The sequence below is a fragment of the Ruegeria sp. CK3 genome, assembly GCF_056536565.1.
In genome coordinates this window covers 346121-371885 of record NZ_JBQFPV010000004.1, presented here as the reverse complement: position 1 = coordinate 371885, position 25765 = coordinate 346121, and the positions used below count along the sequence as shown (strand labels likewise).

Here is a 25765-nt window from a genome sequence, read left to right as displayed (position 1 = left end):
CTCGTATTCCACGTGGGCGGTCGAGATGGTGATGCCGCGCGCTTTCTCTTCCGGCGCACCGTCAATCTGGTCATACGCTTTGAAGTCACCAAAATACTTGGTGATCGCTGCGGTCAGCGTCGTCTTACCATGGTCAACGTGCCCAATCGTGCCGATGTTGACGTGCGGTTTTGTACGCTCAAACTTTTCCTTTGCCATGATGGCCTCCTTTTTCGGTAATGAAGGGAGCGTGATACCCACGCTCCCTCAAATCTTTGGTTATGCGTATTTCGCCTGGATCTCGTCCGAGATGTTCTGCGGAACCGGATCGTAGTGGTCGAACTGCATGGTGAACTGGGCACGGCCCGACGACATCGAACGCAGAGTGTTGATGTAGCCGAACATGTTCGCCAGCGGAACGAACGCGTCGATCGCGATCGCGTTGCCGCGCGGTTCCTGACCAGACACCTGGCCACGACGCGAGGTCAGGTCACCGATGATACCGCCGGTATATTCTTCCGGGGTGATCACTTCGACCTTCATGATCGGTTCCAGCAGCTTCGCGCCAGCTTTGCGCATGCCTTCACGCATACACATACGGGCCGCGATTTCGAACGCCAGAACGCTCGAGTCAACATCGTGGAACTTACCGTCCAGCAGGGCAACCTTGAAGTCGATAACGGGGAAGCCAGCCAGAGGGCCGCTGTCCATAACCGACTGGATGCCTTTTTCGACACCCGGGATGTATTCCTTCGGAACGGCACCACCAACGATGCGGCTCTCGAACGAGTAACCTTCGCCCGGCTCGGTCGGAGTGATCTCGAGTTTAACCTCACCGAACTGACCCGAACCACCCGACTGTTTCTTGTGGGTGTAGGTGTGCTCGACCGGCATCGAGATGGTTTCACGATAGGCCACTTGCGGTGCACCAATGTTCGCTTCAACCTTGAACTCACGCTTCAGACGGTCAACCAGGATGTCTAGGTGAAGTTCGCCCATGCCCTTCATGATGGTCTGACCCGATTCCAGGTCGGTTTCCACACGGAAGGACGGGTCTTCGGCGGCCAGACGGGCCAGACCCTGGGACATCTTCTCTTGGTCGCCCTTGGTTTTGGGCTCAACCGCGATCTCGATCACCGGATCGGGGAAGGTCATGGTTTCCAGAACCACCGGATCCTTCGCATCACACAGGGTGTCACCGGTGGTGGTGTCTTTCAGACCCGCCAGCGCTATGATGTCGCCTGCAAACGCTTCTTCGATCTCTTCCCGGTTGTTGGAGTGCATCATCATCATACGACCGATGCGCTCTTTCTTACCTTTGGTCGAGTTCAGGATCGAGTCACCCTTGTTCATGGTGCCCGAGTAGATCCGAGTGAAGGTCAGCGAGCCAACAAAGGGGTCGTTCATGATTTTGAACGCCAGACCCGAGAAGGCCATGTCGTCGTCTGCACGACGGGCGATGTCACGAACTTCTTCTTCGTCGCCGGGTTTGAAGCCCATGTAATCAACAACGTCCAGCGGGCTGGGCAGATAGTCGATCACCGCGTTGAGCAGAGGCTGAACGCCTTTGTTTTTGAATGCCGAACCACCCAGAACCGGAACGAACGCGATGTCCAGCGTACCTTTGCGCAGCAGGGCGCGCAGGGTCGGAACGTCGGGCTCATTGCCTTCCAGGTATTCCATCATCGCGTCGTCGTCCATTTCGACGGCCGCTTCGATCATCTTACCGCGCCATTCGTCAGCCATGTCTTTCAGGCTGTCGCGGATCGGAGCTTTGATCCAGCTTGCGCCCAGATCTTCACCCTGCCACAACCACTCTTCCATGGTGACCAGGTCGATCAGACCTTCCAGCTCGGACTCGGCGCCGATCGGAATACCAACCGGAACAGCGCGTGCGCCGGTGCGGTCTTCGATCATGCGAACGCAGTTGAAGAAGTCTGCGCCGATCTTGTCCATTTTGTTGACGAAAACCATACGCGGAACTTTGTAGCGGTCAGCCTGACGCCACACGGTTTCGGTCTGGGGCTCAACACCTGCGTTTGCGTCCAGAACGCAGACGGCACCGTCGAGAACCGCCAACGAACGCTCAACCTCGATGGTGAAGTCAACGTGGCCGGGGGTGTCGATGATGTTCAGGCGGTGCTTGGGGGTATCGGCGGTCTGACCGTCCTCGGTGCGCTCCCAGAAAGTGGTGGTCGCAGCCGAAGTGATGGTGATGCCGCGTTCCTGCTCCTGCTCCATCCAGTCCATGGTGGCTGCACCATCGTGCACCTCACCGATGTTGTGGGATTTACCAGTGTAATACAGGATACGCTCCGAGCAGGTGGTCTTACCTGCGTCAATGTGCGCCATGATACCGAAGTTACGGTATAGTTCGAGCGGATATTCGCGTGCCATTTTTGATAAGCCTCTGAATTACCAACGGTAGTGGCTGAAGGCTTTGTTCGCCTCGGCCATCTTGTGGGTGTCTTCGCGCTTCTTCACGGCGGTACCGCGGGACTGTACAGCGTCCAGCAGTTCGCCGGCGAGGCGTTCTTCCATGGTGTTTTCGTTGCGGCCACGCGCAGCAGTGATCAGCCAACGGATGGCCAGTGCTTCGCGGCGCTCGGGGCGCACTTCGACCGGAACCTGATAGGTTGCACCACCAACGCGGCGCGAGCGAACCTCGACCGACGGTTTGATGTTGTCGAGTGCTTCGTGGAATACTTCGACAGGTGCGCGCTTGATTTTGTTCTCAACGCGGTCAAACGCGTTGTAAACGATGCGCTCTGCAACCGACTTCTTGCCGTCGATCATCAGGTTGTTCATGAATTTGGTCAGTACCTTGTCGCCAAATTTGGCGTCGGGCAGGACTTCGCGTTTTTCGGCGGCGTGACGACGTGACATATCAGCCTCTCCTTCTTACTTGGGACGCTTCGCGCCGTATTTCGAACGACGTTGCTTACGATCTTTGACGCCCTGAGTATCCAGAACACCGCGCAGGATGTGGTAACGCACACCGGGAAGGTCTTTTACACGGCCGCCACGGATCAGAACAACCGAGTGTTCCTGCAGGTTGTGGCTTTCACCGGGGATGTACGAGATGACCTCGAACCCGTTGGTCAGGCGCACCTTGGCAACCTTACGCATAGCCGAGTTCGGCTTTTTCGGTGTGGTGGTATACACACGGGTGCAGACGCCGCGTTTCTGCGGGCACTGCTCCAGGTGCATGGACTTCGAGCGTTTTACTTTGGGCTGCCGCGGCTTGCGGATCAGCTGTTGAATAGTTGGCATTCCGGTTTCTTCCCCGTTTTGCAACACACATGACATGCACGCGCATTGCGTGCGGTTAAACTTGCTGCACTTATGCGTCCACAAGCGCAAAACCCGCGAGCGTTCCCATTCCGAGGTGAACGTCGCGGTTTGTTATCAGAGGACGCGAACTGCAAAATTGTCCGGGTCTTGACCAGTTCATTACTGAAATCGGTTTTGGGGCGGCCCCCGGTACCGAGATGACGCGCGTAATAGGGGGAGTCGGCCCAAGTGTCAACAGCACTTACCCCAGCGCGAAAATCTGGGCACCAAACTGGCCGGATTGCGCTGTGATATCAACGATTGCGAGCACGGGCCAGCCTCTTCTGGCGTTGCGGGTGCAGGCATAGCCCGGCATAGTGCGCGCAGACCTCTTAGCTATGGATGACAGATGCAGGTTATCGGCCTTTGCCGCTTTTCCTTTCCGGCCCTTGGCAGCTTTCAGACCGAACATGAAACCCTGGATGATCGGCGTCGTCACCTCTACAGCTCTACCCGTCTGGAAGAGAGGTTCCGACTGTTCGAGTCCTCGACCCTGCCCTGTTTTCGCGAACACACCGACGAGGATTTCGAGCTGCTGGTGGTGATTGGAGACTGCCTGCCCAAAGAAGCCTATGACAGGCTGCACGACCTGACGGCCGACGTGAAACAGGTTCGGATCGTTCAGGAATCGCCCCGGGCCGACAAATCGCATCGCCATATCATGAAGGATATCCTGAACGCGGCCCGCAAGGATCCGGATCAGCCTTGCATCCAATTCCGCCACGACGATGACGACGCCGTATCCGTGGATTTCGTTGAGCGTCTGCGCGAAGCCGTCCGCGACAGCAAGGGCCTGATGGAGCGCAGCACCATTGTCGGCATTGATTTCAATCAGGGCTTCTTTGCCCGTCTCAACACCGATGGGATTACAGCGAAACCGACGCATAAACCGCTTTTGGGCGTGGGTCTTGGAATGCATATCGCAGGCGGCTGCAAACAGACCATCATCAGCTTTACCCATCATCGCATGGGCCGCTTCATGCCGATCGTCAGCTATACCGATGCACCAATGTGGGTGCGTTCGCTCAACGGGTTCAACGACTCACGCGGGGCGCGCAACTATGACCGCGAACTCTCGGCCCTCAGCCCCGAACTTGAGGGAGAGTTCATCGCCCGTTTTGCCATTGATCAAAGCATCGTCCGGCGGGTTCACGGCGCGCCCTGAGTTGTCCTTTCGCGGAACAGAGTAAACAAGCCAGCCGCGACAACCAGCCCGGCGCCGAACAAGGTCACCGCATCGGGCCATTCGCCAAACACAACCCAGCCCAAGCCCAAGGCCCAGATCAGGCTGGAGTATCGGAAGGGGGCAATAAAACCGACCTCGCCTTCTCGCATCACCATCACGCTGCATAGATATCCGATAAGGACAAATACAGCCGCCGAGGCCACCAGAACAGCATTGCCACCGGACAGGTTGACCCAGCCCTCAAACGTCGACACCAAACCCGCCGCGACCGAGATCGACAGCGAAGTGGCAAGGGTCACCACCAGTGATGGAACCTGCGGTGACATGCGCCGGGTGATCAAGTCTCGGATCGTCACCGAGACCACAGCCAGCAACGCATAGATCGCGTAGACGCTGAACCCGTCCGGGCCGGGCCGAACGATCAGCAGCATGCCCATGAACCCGACAACAATCGCCATGATGCGACGCCAGCCGATATGTTCCGAGAAGAACAGAACTGCCCCCAAGGTCACGGTCAGCGGCAACACCTGAAGAACCGCAGTCACATTCGCCAACGGCATGTTCTTGAGCGCAGTCAGAAAGAAAAACGTCGCAGATAGTTCGGCAACACAGCGAATTGAGACCAACCATTTGTCATGCCGCGAAAAATTCAGATGCAACGCCCCAAGATGGCGCGCCAACCCGTAAACAAGCAGAGTCGCCAAAGCCCCCCGGATCGCAACCAACTGAAACAAGGGCAATTCTCGCAGCGCGATTTTGACCAGCGTGTCATTCACTGTAAACGCGGCCATGCTGGCCATCATCAGCAGTGCGCCTTTAACATTTGGACTCATTCAAACAATACTCGGCCTTCAAACAATGGCGGTATTCACGCTTCAATCTCACGCAAAGTCAATTCGCGCGTCTCGATCCTAAAATTTTTTCACGAAGAGCAACTGTAACCGGTTGTTTTCCAGTCGCTTCAGTCCGTCATCTGGGCTGATGGCGTCGATTTAGAGATCGCGATCTCCTCATCCGTCATCTCTTCTTCCACCCCTTCAAACAACGGGGTCGAAAGATACCGTTCGCCGGTATCTGGGAGCATCACCAGCATCACCGATCCGTCCGGCGCGGTTTCAGCCAGTTTCATCGCCACCGCAAATGTGGACCCGCCCGATACGCCGGTGAAAATCCCCTCTTCCGCAGCCAGACGGCGCGACCAGGCAATACCGTCTACGCCGGGCACGGGGATCAACTCATCATAGAAGCCGTTATCTATGGCCTCCTGCAAGACCCAGGGAATGAAATCAGGCGTCCAGCCCTGGATCGGATGCGGCTCGAAGTTCGGATGGCTTTCTGTCGGCTGGTGCGTGTCGTTGCGGGTGTTCACATAGCCCGACGAGACAATCGCCGCATTCGCAGGTTCCGTCAGGATAATCTTCGTGTCCGGGCGTTCTTTCCTCAGAACCCGCGCCACGCCCGAGACGGTTCCGCCAGTGCCATAACCCGTCACCCAATAGTCGAGCTTCTGCCCGTCGAAATCCGCCAGAATCTCCCGCGCGGTGGTGTTTTCATGAATGTCGGCATTTGCCGCGGTTTCAAACTGACTGGCGAGGAACCAGCCATTCTGCTCGGCCAGCTCCTTGGCTTTGGTATACATGCCGAACCCTTTCTGGGCGCGCGGAGTCAGGACAACCTTGGCCCCCAGGAACCGCATCAGCTTGCGCCGCTCGACCGAAAAACTGTCGGCCATGGTCACAACCAGAGGATAGCCCTTGGCCGCACAGACCATCGCCAGCCCAATCCCGGTATTGCCCGAGGTCGCCTCAACCACCGTCTGACCTGGTTTCAGCCGACCGTCTCGCTCGGCCGCTTCGATGATGTTCAGCGCCAGTCGGTCCTTGACGGAACTGGCCGGGTTAAACGCTTCGAACTTCACATAGACTGTTACGTTTGAGGGCGCGATTCTGTTGATCCGCACGCAGGGCGTGTCTCCGACAGTGTCCAGAATGCTGTCATACAGGCGCTTGCGCCCTTGCGTTTGCCGAGTTGTCATGGCGGCCCCCTCCTCTGCTTTGCGCAACCATGCCACAAACCGGGTCACATTGATAATTTTCTTTGCGAAAGAGCGCTTCGGGGGGCGCAAACAAAAAGGCCCCGCGAAATCGCAGGGCCTTTTCTTTCTCTCATATCCGAAGGTTACTCGCGGCTTTCCGGTGTTTCCACCAGAACGTCCAGTTCATCCCCTACCATGTCGTCGTCAAAACTGGGCGCGGCCAGAGCAGCAGCGGCTTCGGCCTCTTCCCGGCGGGCTTCGATGACCACATTGTCACGCGACTGCGCGATGTGGCGGACGGCCTGAGTTGCACCACCGGTACCGGCGGGGATCAGGCGGCCAACGATGACGTTCTCTTTCAGGCCAACCAACTTGTCTTTCTTGCCCTGAACCGAAGCTTCGGTCAGCACACGTGTGGTTTCCTGGAACGACGCCGCCGAGATGAACGAACGCGTTTGCAGCGAGGCTTTGGTGATCCCCAGAAGGATCGGCTCGCCATGTGCCGGACGACCACCGCGGGCGATGGTCTTCTCGTTGGCCGCGTCGAACTCTTGCTTGTCGACATGCTCGCCTTTCAGCAGGGTGGTGTCGCCTGAATCCAGGATCTCCCACTTCTGCAGCATCTGGCGCACGATGACTTCGATGTGCTTGTCGTTGATCTTCACGCCCTGCAGACGATAGACGTCCTGCACTTCGTCGATCATGTAATCCGCCAGCGCTTCGACACCCATGATAGACAGGATGTCATGCGGAGCCGGGTTACCGTCCATCAGGTATTCACCCTTCTGGATGAAGTCCCCTTCGGCGACCGGGATGTGCTTGCCCTTGGGCACCATGTACTCGATGGTCTCCATGGACTCGTCAGCCGGTTCGATGCTGATGCGACGCTTGTTCTTGTAGTCGCGGCCAAAGCGCACGTAACCATCGGCTTCTGCGATGATCGCGTGATCTTTCGGACGACGCGCTTCGAACAGTTCGGCCACACGCGGCAGACCACCGGTGATGTCCTTGGTCTTGGCACCTTCACGCGGGATACGCGCAACAACGTCACCGGCTTCGACCTTCTGACCATCTTCGACCGACAGGATCGCATCCACCGACATCGGATAGTGAACCGGGTTGCCCGCATCGTTGCGGACCGGTTCGCCATCTTCGCCGACCAGAATGATCTCGGGCTTGAGGTCGCTGCCTTTGGGGGCCGCGCGCCAGTCGATCACGATCTTCTGGGTCATACCGGTTGCTTCGTCGGTCTCGTCGCGGACAGCAAGGCCCGAAACCAGATCGACATATTTCGCAGTACCGGCTTTTTCGGCGATGATCGGCAGGGTGTAGGGATCCCATTCGAACAGCTTGTCGCCACGAGCAACCTTGGTGCCGTCCTTGACGAACAGCTTGGAGCCGTAGCCCAGCTTGAAGCTGGCACGCTCTTCGCCGTGTTCGTCGTTGATCACCAGCTTCATGTTCCGGCCCATGACCAGGCTTTCGCCTGCGGCATTGACCAGGATCTGCGGGTTCTCGAACGCAACAACGCCTTCCTGGTTGGCTTCCTGGAACGACTGCTGACCACCCTGCGCAACACCACCGATGTGGAAGGTCCGCATGGTCAGCTGTGTACCGGGTTCACCGATCGACTGCGCGGCGATGATGCCGACAGCTTCACCTGTGTTCACCATGGTACCGCGGGCCAGGTCACGACCGTAGCAGGTTGCACAGACGCCTTCCTCGGACTCACAGGTCAGAGGCGAGCGGATGCGCATCGACGCAACACCGGCTTCATCAATGGTGTCGGCCATGCGTTCGTCGATCAGCTGACCGGCTGCGACGATCACCTCATCGGTGCCCGGACGCAGAACATCGTCAGCCGCCACACGGCCCAGCACACGTTCGGCCAGCGAGGCAACAACCTCACCGTCGTTCACGGCGGCTTCGGCAGTGATCGCACGCTCGGTGCCACAGTCGATCTCACGAACGATGCAGTCTTGCGCCACGTCCACCAGACGACGGGTCAGGTAACCCGAGTTCGCCGTCTTCAGAGCGGTATCCGACAGACCCTTACGGGCACCGTGGGTCGAGTTGAAGTACTCGAGAACGGTCAGACCTTCTTTAAAGTTCGAGATGATCGGCGTCTCGATGATGTCACCGTTCGGCTTGGCCATCAGGCCGCGCATACCGCCCAGCTGTTTCATCTGAGTAACCGAGCCACGCGCACCGGAGTGGGCCATCATGTAGACCGAGTTCGGTTCCTGCTCAGACCCGTCCTCTGCCCGATCCGACGACGAGATCGTCGACATCATGGCCTCGGTCACGCGGTCGTTACACTTCGACCAGGCATCGACAACTTTGTTGTACTTTTCGCCCTGAGTGATCAGACCGTCCATGTACTGCTGTTCAAAGTCTTTCACCTGACCGCGGGTGTCATCAACGATGCCCCACTTGTCGTCCGGAATGACCATATCGTCCTTACCGAACGAGATGCCCGCCTTGAACGCTTCTTTGAAGCCCATCGACATGATCTGGTCACAGAAGATGACCGACTCTTTCTGACCGCAGTAACGGTAGACGGTGTCGATCACCTGCTGCACTTCTTTCTTCCGCAGCAGGCGGTTGACCAGATCGAACGGCGCTTTGTTGTTCATCGGCAGCAGAGCACCCAGGCGCAGACGGCCCGGAGTGGTTTCGTAACGCTTCTGAACTTCGTTGCCTTCGTCGTCGATCTGCGTGATCCGCGCGGTGATTTTCGAGTGCAGATGCACTTCGCCGGAATCCAGCGCGTGCTGAACTTCGTCGATCGAACCGAACACTTTGCCTTCGCCCGGCATGCCTTCACGTTCCAGGGTCACGTAGTAGAGACCCAGGATCATATCCTGCGACGGAACGATGATCGGCGCGCCGTTTGCAGGCGACAGAACGTTGTTCGTCGACATCATCAGAACACGGGCTTCCAGCTGAGCCTCAAGGCTCAGCGGGACGTGAACGGCCATCTGGTCACCGTCGAAGTCGGCGTTAAAGGCCGAACAGACCAGCGGGTGCAGCTGGATGGCTTTACCTTCGATCAGAACCGGTTCGAACGCCTGAATGCCAAGACGGTGCAGCGTCGGCGCACGGTTCAGCATGACAGGGTGTTCGCGGATCACCTCGTCGAGGATATCCCACACTTCGGGACGCTCTTTTTCGACTAGTTTCTTCGCCTGTTTCACGGTCGAAGACAGCCCCTTGGCTTCAAGGCGCGAGTAGATGAACGGCTTGAACAGCTCCAGCGCCATCTTCTTGGGCAGACCACACTGGTGCAGCTTGAGTTCCGGACCGGTCACGATGACCGAGCGGCCCGAGAAGTCGACCCGCTTACCCAAAAGGTTCTGACGGAAGCGACCCTGCTTACCTTTCAGCATATCCGACAGCGATTTCAGCGGACGCTTGTTGGCGCCGGTGATCACGCGGCCGCGACGGCCGTTGTCGAACAGAGCGTCAACAGATTCCTGCAGCATCCGCTTTTCGTTGCGGACGATGATGTCAGGCGCGCGCAGTTCGATCAGACGCTTCAGACGGTTGTTCCGGTTGATGACGCGGCGATACAGATCGTTCAGATCTGAGGTCGCGAAACGGCCACCATCCAGCGGAACCAGCGGACGCAGTTCCGGCGGAATGACCGGGATCACGGTCATAACCATCCACTCGGGACGGTTGCCCGACTCGAGGAAGCTTTCGACAACCTTCAGACGCTTGATGATCTTCTTGGGCTTCAGTTCGCCGGTTGCTTCGGCCAGATCAGCACGCAACTGCTCGGCTTCGGCTTCCAGATCAATCTGGGCCAGCATCTCACGGATGGCTTCAGCACCGATATTCGCGGTGAACGCGTCCATGCCATAGGCATCCTGCGCATCCATGTACTCTTCTTCTGTCAGCATCTGGCCGTAGGTCAGGTCGGTCAGACCGGGCTCGATAACGACATAGTTTTCAAAGTACAGAACACGTTCCAGATCGCGCAGCGTCATGTCCAGCATCAGACCGATGCGGGACGGCAGCGATTTCAGGAACCAAATGTGTGCGACGGGCGCGGCCAGTTCGATGTGGCCCATACGCTCACGGCGGACTTTTTGCAGGGTGACTTCCACGCCGCATTTCTCGCAGACAACGCCGCGATACTTCATCCGCTTATATTTGCCGCACAGACATTCGTAATCTTTGATCGGGCCAAAGATACGCGCACAGAATAGGCCGTCACGCTCAGGCTTGAACGTCCGGTAGTTGATGGTTTCGGGTTTCTTGATCTCGCCATAGGACCAAGACAGAATCCGCTCAGGGCTCGCCAGCGAGACCTTGATCTCGTCGAAAACCTTCGGGGGCGTCAGCGGGTTGAACGGGTTGTTGGTGATTTCCTGGTTCATTTTGATACCTCAAATTTGTGCGATTGGCTGGGGGCGGGCGGGCAATTTTCTTCGGCGAAGAAAATCACCCAGATTTTTCGACGAAAAATCTCGCCCTTATTCCTCAACCTCCGCATCCAGGAGTTCCATATTCAGGCCGAGGCCACGGACTTCTTTAACCAGAACGTTGAACGATTCCGGTACGCCCGCTTCAAAGTTATCCTCGCCCTTGACGATCGACTCATAGACCTTGGTCCGGCCGGCGACGTCATCCGATTTCACGGTGAGCATCTCCTGCAGGGTGTAGGCGGCGCCGTAAGCTTCCAGAGCCCAGACTTCCATCTCACCAAAGCGCTGACCACCGAACTGCGCCTTACCACCCAGCGGCTGCTGGGTAACCAGGCTGTACGGCCCGGTCGAACGCGCGTGGATCTTGTCATCCACCAGGTGATGCAGTTTCAGCAGGTACTTGATGCCCACGGTGACCGGGCGCGCGAATTGCTCGCCGGTGCGACCGTCGAACAGAACCGACTGACCGCTTTCCGAGAAGCCCGCACGCACCAGCGCGTCGTTGACGTCAGCCTCTTTGGCACCGTCGAAGACCGGGGTTGCGATCGGAACACCACGGGTCACGTTGCCCGCAGCCTCAATCAGGCCATCCTCGTCCAGACCGGTGATGCCTTCTTCGTAGACATCCTCACCATAGGCCAGCTTCATCGCTTCGCGCACCGGGGTCAGGTCGCCAGAACGGCGGTATTCACCCAGAGCGTCGTCGATGTTCAGACCCAGACCGCGTGCGGCCCAACCCATGTGGGTTTCAAGGATCTGGCCAACGTTCATACGCGAAGGCACACCCAGCGGGTTCAGACAGAAGTCAACCGGAGTACCATCGGCCAGGAACGGCATGTCTTCCATCGGAACAACCTTGGAGATCACACCTTTGTTCCCGTGACGACCGGCCATCTTGTCGCCCGGCTGCAGCTTGCGCTTCACGGCGATGAAGACTTTGACCATCTTCATCACACCCGGCGGCAGGTCGTCGCCACGGCGGACTTTCTCGACCTTGTCTTCAAAACGGGCGTCCAGAGCACGCTTCTGCACTTCGTACTGCTCGTTCAGAGCTTCGACGATCTGTGCGTCCTGCTCACCTTCCAGTGCCAGCTGCCACCACTGACCACGGGTCAGGGTTTCCAGCAGGTCCTCGGTGATCACCGAACCCGGCTTGACGCCTTTCGGGCCTTTGACAGCGGTTTTACCCAGGATCAAACCTTGCAGACGCGCATAGATGTTGCGGTCAAGGATCGCCAGCTCGTCGTCCCGGTCACGGGCCAGACGTTCGACTTCCTCACGCTCGATCTGCAGCGCACGCTCGTCTTTTTCGACGCCGTGACGGTTGAAGACGCGGACCTCAACGACCGTACCGTAATCGCCCGGCTTCACACGCAGCGAGGTGTCGCGCACGTCAGATGCTTTTTCACCAAAGATGGCGCGCAGCAGCTTTTCTTCCGGGGTCATCGGGCTTTCGCCCTTCGGAGTGATCTTGCCGACCAGAATATCGCCCGGCTCAACATCCGCGCCGATGTAAACGATGCCCGCCTCGTCGAGGTTGCGCAGCGCTTCTTCACCGACGTTCGGGATGTCGCGGGTGATCTCTTCCGGGCCCAGCTTGGTGTCACGGGCGGCGACTTCAAACTCCTCGATATGGACCGAGGTAAAGACGTCGTCACGCGCGATACGTTCCGAGATCAGGATCGAGTCTTCGTAGTTGTACCCGTTCCACGGCATGAACGCGACGACCACGTTCTTACCCAGAGCCAGTTCACCCATATCGGTCGACGGACCGTCGGCAATGACCTCGCCCTTCTGGACGGTATCACCCACCTTGATCAGCGGACGCTGGTTGATGCAGGTGTTCTGGTTCGACCGCTGGAATTTGCGCAGACGATAGATGTCAACGCCAGCGTCGCCCAGTTCCAGATCCTCAGTCGCGCGGATAACGATACGCTGGGCATCAACTTGGTCGATGATACCGGCGCGTTTCGCCTGAATCGCAGCACCCGAGTCGATCGCAACCTTTTCCTCGATCCCGGTACCGACCAGCGGTGCCTCGGCCCGCAGCAGCGGAACCGCCTGACGTTGCATGTTCGAGCCCATCAGAGCACGGTTGGCGTCGTCATTTTCAAGGAACGGGATCAGCGATGCAGCGACCGAGACCAGCTGTTTCGGCGACACGTCGATCAGGTCAACATTCTCACGCGGGGCAAGGGTGTAGTCACCGGCCTGACGGGTCGACACCAGATCGTTGATGAACTTGCCATCAGCGTCCAGAGTCGCGTTCGCCTGCGCCACGGTGTGACGCATTTCCTCGGTCGCGGACATGTAGTGAACCTCATCGGTCACCTCGGCGTCTTTGACGACGCGGTAGGGAGTTTCGATGAAGCCATACTTGTTCACGCGGGCAAAGGTTGCCAGCGAGTTGATCAGACCAATGTTCGGACCTTCCGGCGTTTCAATCGGGCACATCCGGCCATAGTGGGTCGGATGTACGTCGCGCACCTCAAAGCCCGCACGCTCACGCGTCAGACCACCGGGTCCAAGCGCCGAGAGACGGCGTTTGTGGGTAACCTCGGACAGCGGGTTGGTCTGGTCCATGAACTGCGACAGCTGCGACGAGCCGAAGAATTCACGAACAGCAGCAGCAGCCGGTTTCGCATTGATCAGGTCCTGCGGCATGACGGTGTCGATCTCGACCGACGACATACGCTCTTTGATCGCGCGCTCCATGCGCAGCAGGCCAACGCGATACTGGTTTTCCATCAACTCGCCGACCGAACGCACACGACGGTTGCCGAGGTGGTCGATATCGTCGATGTCACCTTTGCCGTCACGCAGTTCCACCAGCGCCTTGATGCAGGCCACGATGTCTTCGCGGCGCAGGGTGCGCAGAGTGTCGGGCGCGTCCAGAGCCAGACGCATATTCATCTTCACGCGGCCAACGGCGGACAGGTCGTAACGCTCGCTGTCGAAGAACAAGGTGTCGAAAAGGGCCGACGCGGCTTCGACGGTGGGCGGCTCGCCCGGGCGCATCACGCGGTAGATGTCCATGAGCGCGCTTTCGCGGTTCATGTTCTTGTCCTGCGCCATGGTGTTGCGCATGTAAGGACCAACATTGACGTTGTCGATGTCCAGAACCGGAATGTCGGTGATGCCCGCGTCGATCAGCTCTTTCGCGGTGCCCCCGATCAGATCGCCGTCCTTGTCGTATTCCAGCGTCAGTTCATCACCGGCCTCGACATAGATCGCACCGGTTTCTTCGTTGATGATGTCCTTAGCGACATATTTGCCAACGATGTGATCGAACGGAACCAGCAGGTCGGTAACGGTGCCCTCGTCGATCAGCTTCTTGACCGCGCGCGGAGTGACTTTCTTGCCCGCTTCGGCAATCACTTCACCGGATTTGGCGTCAACCAGATCGTAGGTCGGACGGGTGCCGCGTACACGCTCGGGGAAGAACGGCGTGACCCAGCCCTTCTTCTTGTCCAGCTTGTAAGACACGGTGTTGTAATACGCGTCCATGATCGCTTCCTGATCCAGACCCAATGCATACAGCAGGGTCGTCACAGGCAGTTTGCGGCGACGGTCGATACGGGCGAAGACGATGTCTTTGGCGTCGAACTCAAAGTCCAGCCAGCTGCCGCGATACGGGATGATGCGGCAGGCAAACAGCAACTTGCCCGAGGAATGGGTTTTGCCCTTGTCGTGGTCAAAGAACACACCGGGCGAGCGGTGCATCTGGGACACGATAACACGCTCGGTGCCGTTCACGATGAACGTTCCGTTCGGTGTCATCAAGGGCATGTCGCCCATGAATACGTCCTGTTCTTTGATGTCTTTGACCGATTTCGCGCCGGTGTCCTCATCGACATCAAACACGATCAGACGCAGAGTGACCTTCAGCGGTGCGCTGTAGGTCATGTCGCGCTGCATGCACTCTTCGACGTCGTATTTCGGTTTTTCCAGATCGTATTTCACGAACTCCAGAACGGAGGTTTCGTTGAAATCCTTGATCGGGAAAACCGACTGGAACACACCGTTGATGCCTTCGCCGTCCGTGGGCTGTTCTGCATCGCCGGAGCGCAGGAAAAGATCATAAGAAGATTTCTGCACCTCAATGAGGTTCGGCATCTCCAGCACTTCGCGGATTTTGCCGTAATATTTACGAAGACGTTTCTGGCCAAGGAACGTTTGAGCCATGTCAGATGTCACCTTTCGATGTTCTCAGCGGGCAAAGACACCGTCGGGCCCCGGCATCTTGCACATTCGAGACGACACGCCCGGATCAATTCGTGGCCACCGTCCCGAAGGCGGCCTCCCGATCCGAAAACCGTGTCTTAGAAAACGCCCCACGAATTGAGGCCCTTTCTAAGACAGGTTCGGCTGGACCCGGATTTCTCCGGACCCAGCCAAATTTTTCGGCACATCAGCGATGCGCCAGAGACTAAGCTTAGGCCAGTTCGACTTCGGCGCCAGCTGCTTCCAGCTTGGCTTTGACGTCTTCTGCTTCTGCTTTGTCCACGCCTTCTTTGATCTTGCCGCCGGCTTCGACCAGTTCCTTGGCTTCTTTCAGGCCCAGGCCGGTGATGCCGCGAACTTCTTTGATGACGTTGATTTTCGATGCGCCGGCGTTCTTCAGAACGACGTCGAATTCGGTTTTTTCTTCCTCAGCTGCACCGCCGGCGTCGCCACCAGCAGCCATGACAACTGCGCCGCCTGCTGCGGGCTCGATGCCGTATTCGTCTTTGAGGATGGTTTTCAGTTCTTGTGCTTCCAGCAGGGTCAGACCCACGATGCTTTCTGCGAGTGCTTTCAGATCAGCCATTTTATCAGCTCTTTCCGTTTACAGTGTGTGTTCCAACGTCAGGGGGTATCCCCTACGCAGATCATTCAGTGCCAACCGCTTACGCAGCTTCCGCCTTCTCTTCGATGGTGGAAAGGATGCTTGCGATGTTGCTTGCAGGTGCGCCAATTGCACCGGCGATGTTCGAAGCAGGCGCGCCAAGCATACCAGCGATCGTAGCAATAAGCTCTTCACGCGACGGCATTTTCGACACGGCTGTAACACCAGCCCGGTCCAGAGCGTTCTCACCCATTGCACCGCCAAGGATTTCGAACTTTTGGTTCTCTTTGGCGAAGTCCTCGGCCACCTTGGCTGCTGCCACAGGGTCCTCGGAATAGGTCAGAACGGTCATCCCTGTCAGCAGGTCGGCCATGCTTTCACACGGCTTACCCTCAAGGGCGATTTTGGCGAGCCTGTTCTTGGCAACACGCACGGAGCCGCCCGCGTCACGAGCACGTGCGCGAAGGTCCTGCATCTCGGCAACTGTCAGACCGGCGTAGTGAGCAACCACTACGACGCCAGAGCTTTCGAAGATTTGGCCGAGTTCCTCGACCACTTTCTCTTTCTGGGCTCTATCCACAGTTCTCTCCAAGTTTGGGGCGATCACTCACCCCGGCTCATATTTGCCGAGGGGTTAACCCCGGCGTTCAGGTCCGTTGTTACGGGATTGGCCAAAATGCGCCCGAGGGTGGGACCCTCAGAATTCTTTGGTCTTACCCGTCTCAGGCAGGGAATTAAGGGGCCATATGGCACCACCCACCGTCTTGGACGAAACGAAATAAAGCGCACGACGAATCGCACGCTTTACTCCGTAGCCCTACTTAGGGCAGATGGCGGGGGTTTCCAAGGGGTAAATTGCAGCATTTGGCGATTGAAAATCACACTGTGAAATCCGGCAATTCCTCGTCACATAGCATCCAGCCGGACAACCTAAAAAGCACACCTGCCGCCGGTCTTGGCTTGATCCGGAATTAGACAAGCTTGCAATGCGTATCTTGATATGAACTTAAATACTGAAACGCGAGCAAGCAGGCAACTCAGAGATGAAATCAAAACTTGGTTTAAGCCAACGCATGCCGCGCTTTGGGGCCATATTTCTAAGCGTCCTGACTATCACGCTCTATCACCGGTATCTTTGTCTAACGACCTTCGCAAAATTCTCCTACGGGTGGACATATAACGCCTATCAGGGCTTCAATCCGGTAGATGCTTTCTTTCAGGCAAAAGGGCCCGTCCTTTGGCTGGGCGCGGCAAGTGACGTAGTATTTAGCGTCGCCATGGCTTTGATTTTTGTTTTCGCGCCCCTCCCCCTAACTGCGCTTGCCATAGCCGTACTTGGCTTTTTCTACGCATCAAACATCGAACACATAAAAGCCAACCTGACGGCCATCGATCTTAGTCTGATTGGCTTTGCAACCGATGCAACATTTATCGACGCGCATCTGACACAGGATGTCATAGTAAATGCGGTCGTGTTCTTCGCGATTGCTTTGGTTATGTTCCGATTGGAAGGTCTGCGCCGAGTGGCTCGATTTGGTGTATTCGCCGCAGTAGTGCTGACCGGCACCGCATTGGCGTATATCCCGAACGGTTTCCGCATAAGTGAAGCCGCATGGTTGCAGGCCCATCCGCTGCTTCCGGTGCTGGGTCAGTCCAAACTTGAAGCCTCGGAACGGCGCTTTGATCCAGCCGCTTTTGAACGGACCCCGTTGATCGAGCTTGGTCCCGACCGGCTGAATGTTCTCGTTGTCTACTTGGAAGGCCTGTCCAGATTTAGCGTGGACAAAGCGGATATGGAAACTCTGCAGGGCCTTGCAGACCGAAACATCAGCTTGGAACGCTTCATCGGGCATCAGTTGATCACGTCCAATGGGCTGTACACCACCCTGACCGGAGACGTGCCAAGCTTCATCACCAGCGAGCGGAAATGGAACGGCTTAACTGGCAACACAGACGTCTCCGCCAATGCATTGCCTTCTGTTCTGGCAGATCTCGGGTACCACACAGCCTTTCTGCAAAGCGCGCCGCTGACGTTTATGTCCAAAGACAAACACCTTGCAGAACTGGGCTTCCAAGAGTTGCGAGGATATCATAATTGGTCGTCCGATACGGATGCGCTGCGCAATGGCTGGGGGATCGACGATCAGTCGCTGTTCCGAAACGTAATTGAATACATCGATGACCTTGAAGGCACCAAGCCGTGGTTCGTCTCGGTTCTGACCACGGGAACTCATGCCCCGTACAACGTGCCACCAGACTTTCTGCCGCAACAAGGATCGGACCGGTATCGCGCCCTGAGATATCTCGACGCAGCAATCAAGGAGATGATGCGCGGCCTTGAAGACCGAGGGCTACTGGACACCACCGTCGTCATATTCACCTCAGATGAATCCCGCGAGTCTTCAAACCTACCGTCTTTGGATAACGAGATCCTGCTTAGTTGGTTGCCTTTCATTGCCGTTCATCCCAGCCTTACGACCCGATCGATCACACAAGTCGTACCCAGCAAATCAACCCGAAATCTAGTTCTGGAACTGGCGACCCACACAGCAGAGCCCAGTCTGGGCAAAGCCTTCATCAGCGACGATCCCGTCGTATTCGGCAACGTCTTCAATGGCCGCATCTTCTGGTACGAACCCAAAACGGCTGCATTCTTTGCATGCCACAAAGGCCCACAACTTGGGTGTGAGCATTGGCAAGGTGTTCAGGACGTGATCCGCCCAACACAGGGCGTCACGGTCGATCAAGCTTACTTCCCAAAGCTGAAAACCGCGATCCTGGACAACGAATGACACGGCCAGTCGACACTATTCCGGCGCGTATGCCTCCTTTAGCAACATTGACAGTGGCGATCGACTGCGCTCACCTCAAATACGGATGCCCAAACCAAACGCGGGCTTGAGGCAAAATGGCGGCAGTGACTCTGGAAGAATTCGACAAGGCCAGCGCCAGCGCCCAAGAACTGGCGCAGGACTGTCTGGGCACGCCCATCACGCAGATCCGGTTCCACTGCCGATCCCATGCCTTTCCCGATACCCGTCTGGTTTGGAAGGTCGAAACGTCGAACCGCTCCTATGCGCTGAAGCTTGATACCTTGTCGCCGGAAACGGGGCGCCTGCGCAAAGAGTTCGACCTGCTGGAGCAACTGACCAACCACTTCAAGACGTCCAAAAACAACCGGGTCGTCCGCCCCGTCTACATTTCGCCAAGCGGCGTGTTCATGGTGACGGAGTTTGTCGAACGCCCGACCGCGACAGACATTATCTACAATAGCGACGACGACGCCCAGGTGGCGCAAATTTATCGACGCGCAGGGTCGTGGCTGAATGACCTGCACGGGGTTCAAAACGCCACGGACTACGCTTTTCGGCCGCGTTGGATGACCGACAGCATACGCGAGCAGTCCACCCAAATTCCCTCGCATATCTCGGACATCAGCCAGCCCATGGTCGAGGAATTTCTGGCCGAAGCTGCATCCTTGAAAAACCGCCACGACCTGCGGGTGTTTTCCCATGGGGATTTTCACGGCCTGAACCTGATCATGGGCCAAGGCACCGCCATCGGGCTGGATTTCACCGAGGCCCGCGACAAGCTGGCCGTCTATGATATCGTCGACTTTCTGAAAGCGGACATCTTCCGGGACGGGGCGGACAAAGACGTCGACCGAAGCGGCGCTCTGACCCGCAACAAAGAGATGTTCTTCCGCCAGTATCGCCACCCGATCGACACTCAGATCCTCGATTGCTGCCTGCGGGGCCGATTGCTAAAGGACTGGCTGCGCCTCTGGCAACCCGACATCACCTGCAGCGAGTTCGAACTACGCAAACGCGACCGGCTGCAAGTGCGACTGCAACAAGCCTTTCGCTAAGACAGCAAAAAACCCGAGCAGCTTGCGCCACTCGGGTTTCAAAGATTGCTACGTCTGCTTTAAGGCTTATTCGCCTGCTGCAGCCGCCACGTCCAGGGTCACACCCGGGCCCATGGTCGAGCTGAGTGCGATCTTCTTCATGTAGGTGCCTTTCGCGCCGGTTGGCTTTGCTTTCGCAACAGCCGAGATGAAGGCACGGATGTTTTCGGCCAGCTTGGCTTCGTCGAAGGACGCTTTGCCAACACCGGCGTGCACAACGCCACCTTTTTCAGCTTTGAACTGAACTTCACCGCCTTTGGCTGCTTCCACGGCCGCTTTCACGTCCATGGTCACGGTGCCAACTTTGGGGTTCGGCATCAGGTTGCGCGGGCCCAGAACTTTACCCAGACGGCCAACGATCGGCATCATATCAGGGGTCGCGATGCAGCGATCAAATTCGATGGTGCCGCCCTGGATGGTTTCCATCAGGTCTTCTGCGCCAACGATGTCTGCACCTGCTTCTTTCGCTTCGTCAGCTTTGGGGCCACGAGCGAAAACAGCAACGCGCATCGCTTTACCGGTGCCGTTCGGCAGGCCAACAACGCCACGAACCATCTGGTCTGCGTGGCGGGTGTCAACGCCCAGGTTCATCGCGATTTCGATGGTCTCGTCGAATTTCGAGGTCGCGTTGCCTTTTACCAGGGCAACTGCTTCTTCAACCGACAGGTTTTCCTTGCCGGCGACAGCTTCGCGCGCAGCGCGGGTACGTTTACCGAGTTTTGCCATCTTACTTCACCTCGATGCCCATAGAGCGGGCCGAGCCCAGGATGATCTGCATTGCGCCTTCGACGTCGTTGGCGTTCAGATCTTTCATTTTGGCTTCGGCGATTTCGCGAACCTGCTTGGTGGTCACGGTGGCCACGGTCTCACGACCTGGGTTTTCCGCGCCACGAGGACGGTTGCGCTTGCCAACCGGCTTCAGACCAGCTGCTTTTTTCAGGTAATAAGACGCGGGCGGCGTCTTGATGTCCATGGTGAAGGACTTGTCCTGATAATAGGTGATCACGGTCGGGCAAGGAGCGCCTTGCTCCATGTCTGCGGTCTTGGCGTTGAACGCCTTGCAGAATTCCATGATGTTGATGCCGCGCTGACCCAGCGCCGGACCAACTGGAGGCGACGGGTTCGCCTGACCTGCAGGAACCTGCAGTTTCATTGTACCAGCAAGCTTCTTAGCCATTTGGTTTTCCTTTCAACGTAGGCGGGACGCGTCCCACCCGGTTTATGTTGCGTGGTCCGATCCGGGATCGCGATCCCTAAAACCTCCCACGAGAGAATCTCGCCCGAAGACGATAGAGGCGGCATCTACAGTGGAATGGCTGGGTTGGCAAGTGGTCGACGCGCTCTCACCGACGACCACTTTGGATGCAGTCTTTTCAGTCGAAGCAAGACTGGCACAGCCCAAAGCCGTACGCGATCCACATTGGGGATGCCCTACTTCTTTACATCGCTCGCAAATCGCGCGGCATTCTCTTTCGAAAACGCACTGGCGTCTGCGTTTTCGTCCCAAAATTGCGGGTTGCTTTTCGGGATGGTCAAAGCCCTTTGAACCGCCGGGCGCGCGTCAATTCGATCGAACCAAGCCTGCAAATGCGGAAGACCTTCAACGCTTGCCCGTGCCCAAACATAGGCACGCGCCCAGGGATACGTCATCATATCCGCGATGGTATACTCATCTGCGGCAAGCCAGTGGCGGCCGTCCAGTCGGGTGTTGAGAACTTCAAGCAGGCGCCGCGATTCATCAACATAGCGTTTGATTGAAAAGGGCTCTGTATGACCGTTCGGCGCTGCTATGTGTTGGAAATACATGGCCTGCCCCATCATTGGTCCGACGTGACCAACCTGGAAAAACATCCATTGCATCACGTCCAAGCGCTTTTCCGGATCATCAGGAAGAAATTTCCCATATTTCTCGGCCAAATGCCAAAGGATCGCACCGCTCTCGAAAATTGCGCGGTCCTGATCGCGGTCAACAATTGTCGGGATTTTCCCGTTTGGGTTCAACGACAGGTATTCAGGCGTTTTCTGCTCCTGTTTTGAAAAGTCAATAGCGGTCAGATCGTAGGGAATACCAGCCTCTTCCAGAAAAATGACTGGTTTATATCCGTTCATAGTTGCTGCGGTGTAGAGGTGAATTGCAGGTTGCGACATTTAAGTTCTCCAATAGAGATCGTTAATCCAATGGACCTGACAAAAGCTGCGCACTAAATACCAAAAATCAACTAGTATACTTTTTGTAACCTATTCAGGGGCAAAAAGAGGCACCTATGGAAGCGCATATTCACGAAGATCGACATGGCCGAAAAACGGTGAAAGACGCATGCGAAACACCCTGCGCGATCGAACAAGGTATGCGTATCATCGGGGGTAAATGGACAGGATCAATCCTTTGGCATCTCAAGGATGGCCCGGTGCGTTTCAACAACCTGTCAAGGATGATCAGTGGCGCCAGCAAGAAGATGATCACAGAGCGGCTACGACAGCTTGAACAACAAGGCTTGGTTCGCCGCAACGTGCTGGATACGAGACCACTATCCGTGGACTACGAGATAACCGATTTCGGACGTACCGCCCTTGGCTTTCTCGATGAACTGCGCAAATGGAGCGAAAGCCTGCCCGCCGAGAAGCCCGACGAAGCAAACTGACATCAGGACCGACTCAGATTGAGCGGTCCGGGCAATCAGCCCTGCTTGGTGACCTGCGTAAAGTCCAACTCGACCGGCGTTTCCCGACCAAAGATCGAAACCGAGACCTTGAGCTTCTGGTTCTCGTCGTCCACGCCCTCGACCATGCCGTCGAAATCCTCGAACGGGCCGTCGTTGACCTTGACCTTCTCGCCGACCTCGAAGCTGATCATCAGCTTCGGCGCTTCTTCACCTTCCTGAACGCGGTTCAGGATCTGGTTCACCTCGGCGTCGCGCATTGGCATTGGGCGGCCTTGGGGACCAAGGAAGCCGGTGACGCGGTTGATCGAGTTGATCAGGTGATAGCCCTGATCCGACATTTCCATGTGAACCAGCACATAGCCGGGCATGAACCGGCGCTCGGTCGTGACTTTCTTGCCGCGACGGACTTCGATCACCTCTTCGGTGGGGACCAGTACTTCGTCGATATCGTCCTCAAGGCCCTGTTCAGCCACCGACGTGCGGATCTGCTCTGCGATCTTCTTTTCGAAATTCGAAAGAACGCTGACCGAGTACCACCGTTTCGCCATGAACCTGTCGTCCTTGTTTGTCTTGGGCCAAGCCCCGCATCGCGGGTTCACCCTGTATTAAAATCCTGTCGCGGCCTGTCCGCATGTTCCGGAATAAAAAGCGGCGCGCAGCCCGAATCGCCACACGCCCATTCCGAATAGTCCTGTGTGAACTACTCTGAGATTCCGCGCTGTGCAAGGGGGGCTGCGGTGTTTCCGCGCCTGAGGGCAGTTAGCTGAACGCGCCCAGGATCAGTTGCAAGCCGCCACGAATGCCCAGATCGACCAGAGCAAAGAAAACAGCGGTCAGAGCAGCCATGATGAACACCATAACCGTGGTCAACAGCACCTCGCGCCGGGTCGGCCAGACGACCTTGGAAACTTCGGCTCGAACTTGCTGAATGAACTGGATCGGGTTGGTGGTGGCCATTTGGCGGGTTCTCTCTGCTAGCGGATAGGCCGGACATAGCCGGGCATTGCGGCAATTTCAAGGGCGGTTGGGATCAACTTTGATTTTGCATCCTCAGCCAGCTACTGCTTGGGTTTGTCATCCCATTCATCGCTGAGGATACGACGCGCATCGCCCTCGGGGTCTTCGTATTGGTTCGATCGGACCGTGTAGACAAAAGCAACCAAGCCAATTCCGCCCAGAAACAGGGAAATCGGGATCAGATAGGCGAGCACTTCCATGATAGTTACCTCAGCCGCAGGGCGTTCAAAGATACGGTAATCGACGAGGTCGACATCGCCAACGCCGCGATCAAGGGCGTGGCCAGCCCGATCACCGCCAGCGGCACTGCAATCACGTTATAGACCGTAGCAATGCGGAAATTCTCGCGAATCCGTTTCGTGGCTTTGACGGCAGTGTCACATGCATCGGCGATGGGGGACAGGTCAGTTCCCAGAAGTACGATGTCAGACGCAACCCGCGCCGCATCCAAGGCCGAGGCAGGCGAGATCGACACATGCGCTGCCGCAAGGGCTGCCGTATCGTTCAGACCATCGCCCACCATCAGGACCTTGTGGCACCGTTCGCTGAAGTCCTGAATGCGCTGCGCTTTGTCCTGAGGCAACGCTTCGGCAATCCAGTTCTCGATCCCCAGCTTCTCGGCCAGAGCTTTCACGGCACCCGTCGAATCGCCTGAAATCAGGATCACCTGCTTTCCGGCCTTGGCGAAGTCCGAGACGGCCTCGGCCGCGCCTGGTCGCAGGGCATCGGTGAATCGGAAGGCCACCGGCGTGTTCGATCCAACCGACAGCCAGGCGGAGGTCTCGACCCCTTGTTCCGCACCAACCCAAGCCGCGCGTCCAAGGCGCACGCGCTGGTTTCGATACTGGGCCTCGGTGCCATAGCCCGGAACCTCGGTGATATTTCGCAGCGTCGCGGGTTTGATCCCGGCCTCACGCGCTGCTTTGGCCAGAGCGACCGACAAGGGATGCGCCGATGCCTCGGCCAGAGCCAGTGCGATTTCAAGGTCGGCCGTGCTGTGATCGCCCAGATTGGTCACCTCGGGCGCGCCGGAGGTCAGAGTGCCGGTTTTGTCGAAGACAACCGTGTCGACCTCGGCCAGACGCTCCAGCGCGGTGGCGTGTTTGATAAGCATCCCTTTGCGGAACAACCGGCCCGAGGCCGCGGTGGTCACCGCAGGAACCGCCAGCCCCAACGCGCAAGGGCAAGTTATGATCAGCACCGCTGCCGCGATATTAAGGGCCGTGCGCAGGTCGCCGGAATAGATGCACCAGCCCACAAAGCTGAGCGCCGACAGGATATGGACGCCGGGCGCGTATAGCTTGGCCGCTTTGTCCGCCAGCGAGGTGTATCTAGACCGACCGGATTCAGCGATGGCGACCAGATCGGCCATACGATGCAGGGATGTATCTTCGCCGACCGCCGTGGCGCGGATGGTCAGAGGGCCGGTCAAGTTGACCTCGCCGGCGCTCACGATCTGACCTGCCTCTGCAAACACCGGCAGGGTCTCTCCCGTCAGCAGGGAACGATCCAATTCCGACTGACCCGAGACGATTTGGCCATCCACCGGCATCCGCCCTCCGGGCCGCACAAGGATCAAGTCGCCAACGGCCAGGGTGGATACAGCAACCTCTTCTTCAGTGCCGTCGATCAACCGAAGGGCGCGGGGGACCTCCAGCGCTGTTAGTTCCTCAGCCGCGGACCGCGCGGCGGCGCGGGTGCGGTAGTCTAAGTATCGACCCGCCAACAAGAAGAAGGTCAGCGTCAGCGCCGCGTCGAAATAGGCATGTTCGCCGCTCAGCGCTGTTTCCCAAAGGGATGTGACAAGGGCCAGCAGAATCGCCAGAACAATCGGCACGTCCATGTTCAGCCGACGCACGCGAAGGGCTGACCATGCGTTGGCAAAGAAGGGCCGCGCCGAGAAAGCGATCGCAGGCAGGGCGATGGCGGCAGAAATCCAGTGGAACATGTCCCGCGTCGCGTCCGTCGCCCCCGACCAGACCGAGACCGACAGCAGCATCACGTTCATCGAGGCGAACCCGGCCACCGCCAAGCGCATCAGCAGGTCGCGCCCCGCCTTGTCCGCACTGGTGGCCGACAGGGCGCCAGCGTCCAGCTCATGCGCCTCATAGCCCGCGTGCTCGAGCACCGGGATCAGATCAGCAGCGCGCATTTCCGGCGCGGCTTTGATCATCGCACGCTTCAGGGTCAGGTTGACGCGCGCGTCCTCGACCCCGGGATGGGCGTTCAAAGCCCGCTCGACATTGGCGATACAGGCGGAACAATGGATGCCTGGCAGAGACAGCGCGATCTGCACCTCCTCAGGGATCGGCCGCGCAGGTTCCGCCGGGGCGGCGATACACCCGGGACAAGCCGCCGTACCTGAGGATAGCTGAGCCGTCACC

General features: G+C 57.6%; 21 protein-coding genes. 4 read left to right on the top strand and 17 right to left on the bottom strand.

Annotated features, from left to right (window positions below):
• The 4 genes from ACR0C3_RS07670 to rpsL all read right to left on the bottom strand — a co-directional run.
• A partial coding sequence (locus ACR0C3_RS07670; RefSeq protein WP_480757941.1) for a GTP-binding protein occupies positions 1-198 on the bottom strand: 198 nt, incomplete at its 3' end.
• A 60-nt stretch (positions 199-258) separates the two neighbouring features.
• Positions 259-2376 carry an elongation factor G gene (gene fusA / locus ACR0C3_RS07665; RefSeq protein WP_480697899.1) on the bottom strand — a complete coding sequence of 706 codons (2118 nt, stop codon included), beginning with the start codon at positions 2374-2376 and terminating at the stop codon, positions 259-261.
• Between the two features lie 18 nt (positions 2377-2394).
• The gene (gene rpsG / locus ACR0C3_RS07660; RefSeq protein ID WP_039529242.1) at positions 2395-2865 is read right to left on the bottom strand and encodes a 30S ribosomal protein S7; all 471 of its coding nucleotides are present in this window, start codon (positions 2863-2865) and stop codon (positions 2395-2397) included.
• A 15-nt stretch (positions 2866-2880) separates the two neighbouring features.
• Positions 2881-3252, bottom strand: coding sequence for a 30S ribosomal protein S12 (gene rpsL, locus ACR0C3_RS07655; protein ID WP_005621086.1), 372 nt, complete (start codon positions 3250-3252; stop codon positions 2881-2883).
• Between the two features lie 409 nt (positions 3253-3661).
• Here rpsL and ACR0C3_RS07650 point away from each other — a divergent pair, with 409 nt between their 5' ends.
• Positions 3662-4477: a putative rhamnosyl transferase gene (locus tag ACR0C3_RS07650; RefSeq protein ID WP_480527988.1), complete on the top strand. Its 816-nt coding sequence runs from the start codon at positions 3662-3664 to the stop codon at positions 4475-4477.
• On the opposite strand, the gene ACR0C3_RS07645 is transcribed toward ACR0C3_RS07650, so the two are convergent.
• From ACR0C3_RS07645 to rplJ, 6 genes are all read right to left on the bottom strand, one after another.
• Complete coding sequence (locus ACR0C3_RS07645; RefSeq protein WP_170471239.1) at positions 4462-5331, bottom strand: DMT family transporter; 870 nt, start codon at positions 5329-5331, stop codon at positions 4462-4464. The genes ACR0C3_RS07650 and ACR0C3_RS07645 overlap by 16 nt on opposite strands.
• Before the next feature lie 128 nt (positions 5332-5459).
• A complete protein-coding gene (locus ACR0C3_RS07640; protein WP_170690586.1) occupies positions 5460-6533 on the bottom strand; it encodes a pyridoxal-phosphate dependent enzyme in 1074 nt (357 codons plus the stop codon).
• Positions 6534-6676: 143 nt separating this feature from the next.
• Positions 6677-10918 carry a DNA-directed RNA polymerase subunit beta' gene (gene rpoC, locus ACR0C3_RS07635; protein WP_480757940.1) on the bottom strand — a complete coding sequence of 1414 codons (4242 nt, stop codon included), beginning with the start codon at positions 10916-10918 and terminating at the stop codon, positions 6677-6679.
• Between the two features lie 96 nt (positions 10919-11014).
• Positions 11015-15151: a DNA-directed RNA polymerase subunit beta gene (gene rpoB, locus ACR0C3_RS07630; protein WP_480757939.1), complete on the bottom strand. Its 4137-nt coding sequence runs from the start codon at positions 15149-15151 to the stop codon at positions 11015-11017.
• Between the two features lie 250 nt (positions 15152-15401).
• The gene (rplL, locus tag ACR0C3_RS07625; protein ID WP_008204003.1) at positions 15402-15776 is read right to left on the bottom strand and encodes a 50S ribosomal protein L7/L12; all 375 of its coding nucleotides are present in this window, start codon (positions 15774-15776) and stop codon (positions 15402-15404) included.
• Between the two features lie 79 nt (positions 15777-15855).
• On the bottom strand, positions 15856-16374 hold the full coding sequence (gene rplJ / locus ACR0C3_RS07620; RefSeq protein WP_170375385.1) for a 50S ribosomal protein L10: 519 nt from the start codon (positions 16372-16374) through the stop codon (positions 15856-15858).
• A gap of 463 nt (positions 16375-16837) precedes the next feature.
• On the opposite strand from rplJ, the gene ACR0C3_RS07615 reads away from it, so the two are divergent.
• Together ACR0C3_RS07615 and ACR0C3_RS07610 are read left to right on the top strand one after the other, a co-directional pair.
• The gene (locus ACR0C3_RS07615; RefSeq protein ID WP_480757938.1) at positions 16838-18586 is read left to right on the top strand and encodes an LTA synthase family protein; all 1749 of its coding nucleotides are present in this window, start codon (positions 16838-16840) and stop codon (positions 18584-18586) included.
• Positions 18587-18702: 116 nt separating this feature from the next.
• Positions 18703-19662, top strand: a complete 960-nt coding sequence (locus ACR0C3_RS07610) for an aminoglycoside phosphotransferase family protein (protein ID WP_480757937.1) — start codon at positions 18703-18705, stop codon at positions 19660-19662.
• A gap of 66 nt (positions 19663-19728) precedes the next feature.
• Here ACR0C3_RS07610 and rplA read toward each other — a convergent pair whose 3' ends face one another.
• The 3 genes from rplA to ACR0C3_RS07595 all read right to left on the bottom strand — a co-directional run bounded on the left by rplA (position 19729) and on the right by ACR0C3_RS07595 (position 21849).
• Positions 19729-20427 carry a 50S ribosomal protein L1 gene (gene rplA / locus ACR0C3_RS07605; RefSeq protein WP_170471247.1) on the bottom strand — a complete coding sequence of 233 codons (699 nt, stop codon included), beginning with the start codon at positions 20425-20427 and terminating at the stop codon, positions 19729-19731.
• A gap of 1 nt (position 20428) precedes the next feature.
• A complete protein-coding gene (gene rplK, locus ACR0C3_RS07600; RefSeq protein WP_113791694.1) occupies positions 20429-20878 on the bottom strand; it encodes a 50S ribosomal protein L11 in 450 nt (149 codons plus the stop codon).
• A 254-nt stretch (positions 20879-21132) separates the two neighbouring features.
• Positions 21133-21849 carry a glutathione S-transferase family protein gene (locus ACR0C3_RS07595; protein WP_480757936.1) on the bottom strand — a complete coding sequence of 239 codons (717 nt, stop codon included), beginning with the start codon at positions 21847-21849 and terminating at the stop codon, positions 21133-21135.
• Between the two features lie 116 nt (positions 21850-21965).
• On the opposite strand from ACR0C3_RS07595, the gene ACR0C3_RS07590 reads away from it, so the two are divergent.
• Positions 21966-22343, top strand: a complete 378-nt coding sequence (locus ACR0C3_RS07590) for a winged helix-turn-helix transcriptional regulator (RefSeq protein ID WP_480757935.1) — start codon at positions 21966-21968, stop codon at positions 22341-22343.
• Positions 22344-22378: 35 nt separating this feature from the next.
• Here the strand turns inward: ACR0C3_RS07590 and nusG are convergent, their stop codons facing one another.
• The 4 genes from nusG to ACR0C3_RS07570 all read right to left on the bottom strand — a co-directional run bounded on the left by nusG (position 22379) and on the right by ACR0C3_RS07570 (position 25764).
• Entirely contained in the window at positions 22379-22912 is a 534-nt protein-coding gene (nusG, locus tag ACR0C3_RS07585) for a transcription termination/antitermination protein NusG (protein WP_117872965.1), read from the bottom strand.
• 211 nt (positions 22913-23123) lie between these two features.
• Entirely contained in the window at positions 23124-23321 is a 198-nt protein-coding gene (gene secE, locus ACR0C3_RS07580) for a preprotein translocase subunit SecE (protein WP_050605011.1), read from the bottom strand.
• A gap of 101 nt (positions 23322-23422) precedes the next feature.
• Positions 23423-23581, bottom strand: coding sequence for a cbb3-type cytochrome oxidase assembly protein CcoS (ccoS, locus tag ACR0C3_RS07575; protein WP_170375394.1), 159 nt, complete (start codon positions 23579-23581; stop codon positions 23423-23425).
• A 5-nt stretch (positions 23582-23586) separates the two neighbouring features.
• Positions 23587-25764, bottom strand: a complete 2178-nt coding sequence (locus ACR0C3_RS07570) for a heavy metal translocating P-type ATPase (RefSeq protein WP_480757934.1) — start codon at positions 25762-25764, stop codon at positions 23587-23589.
• Position 25765 lies beyond the last annotated feature (1 nt).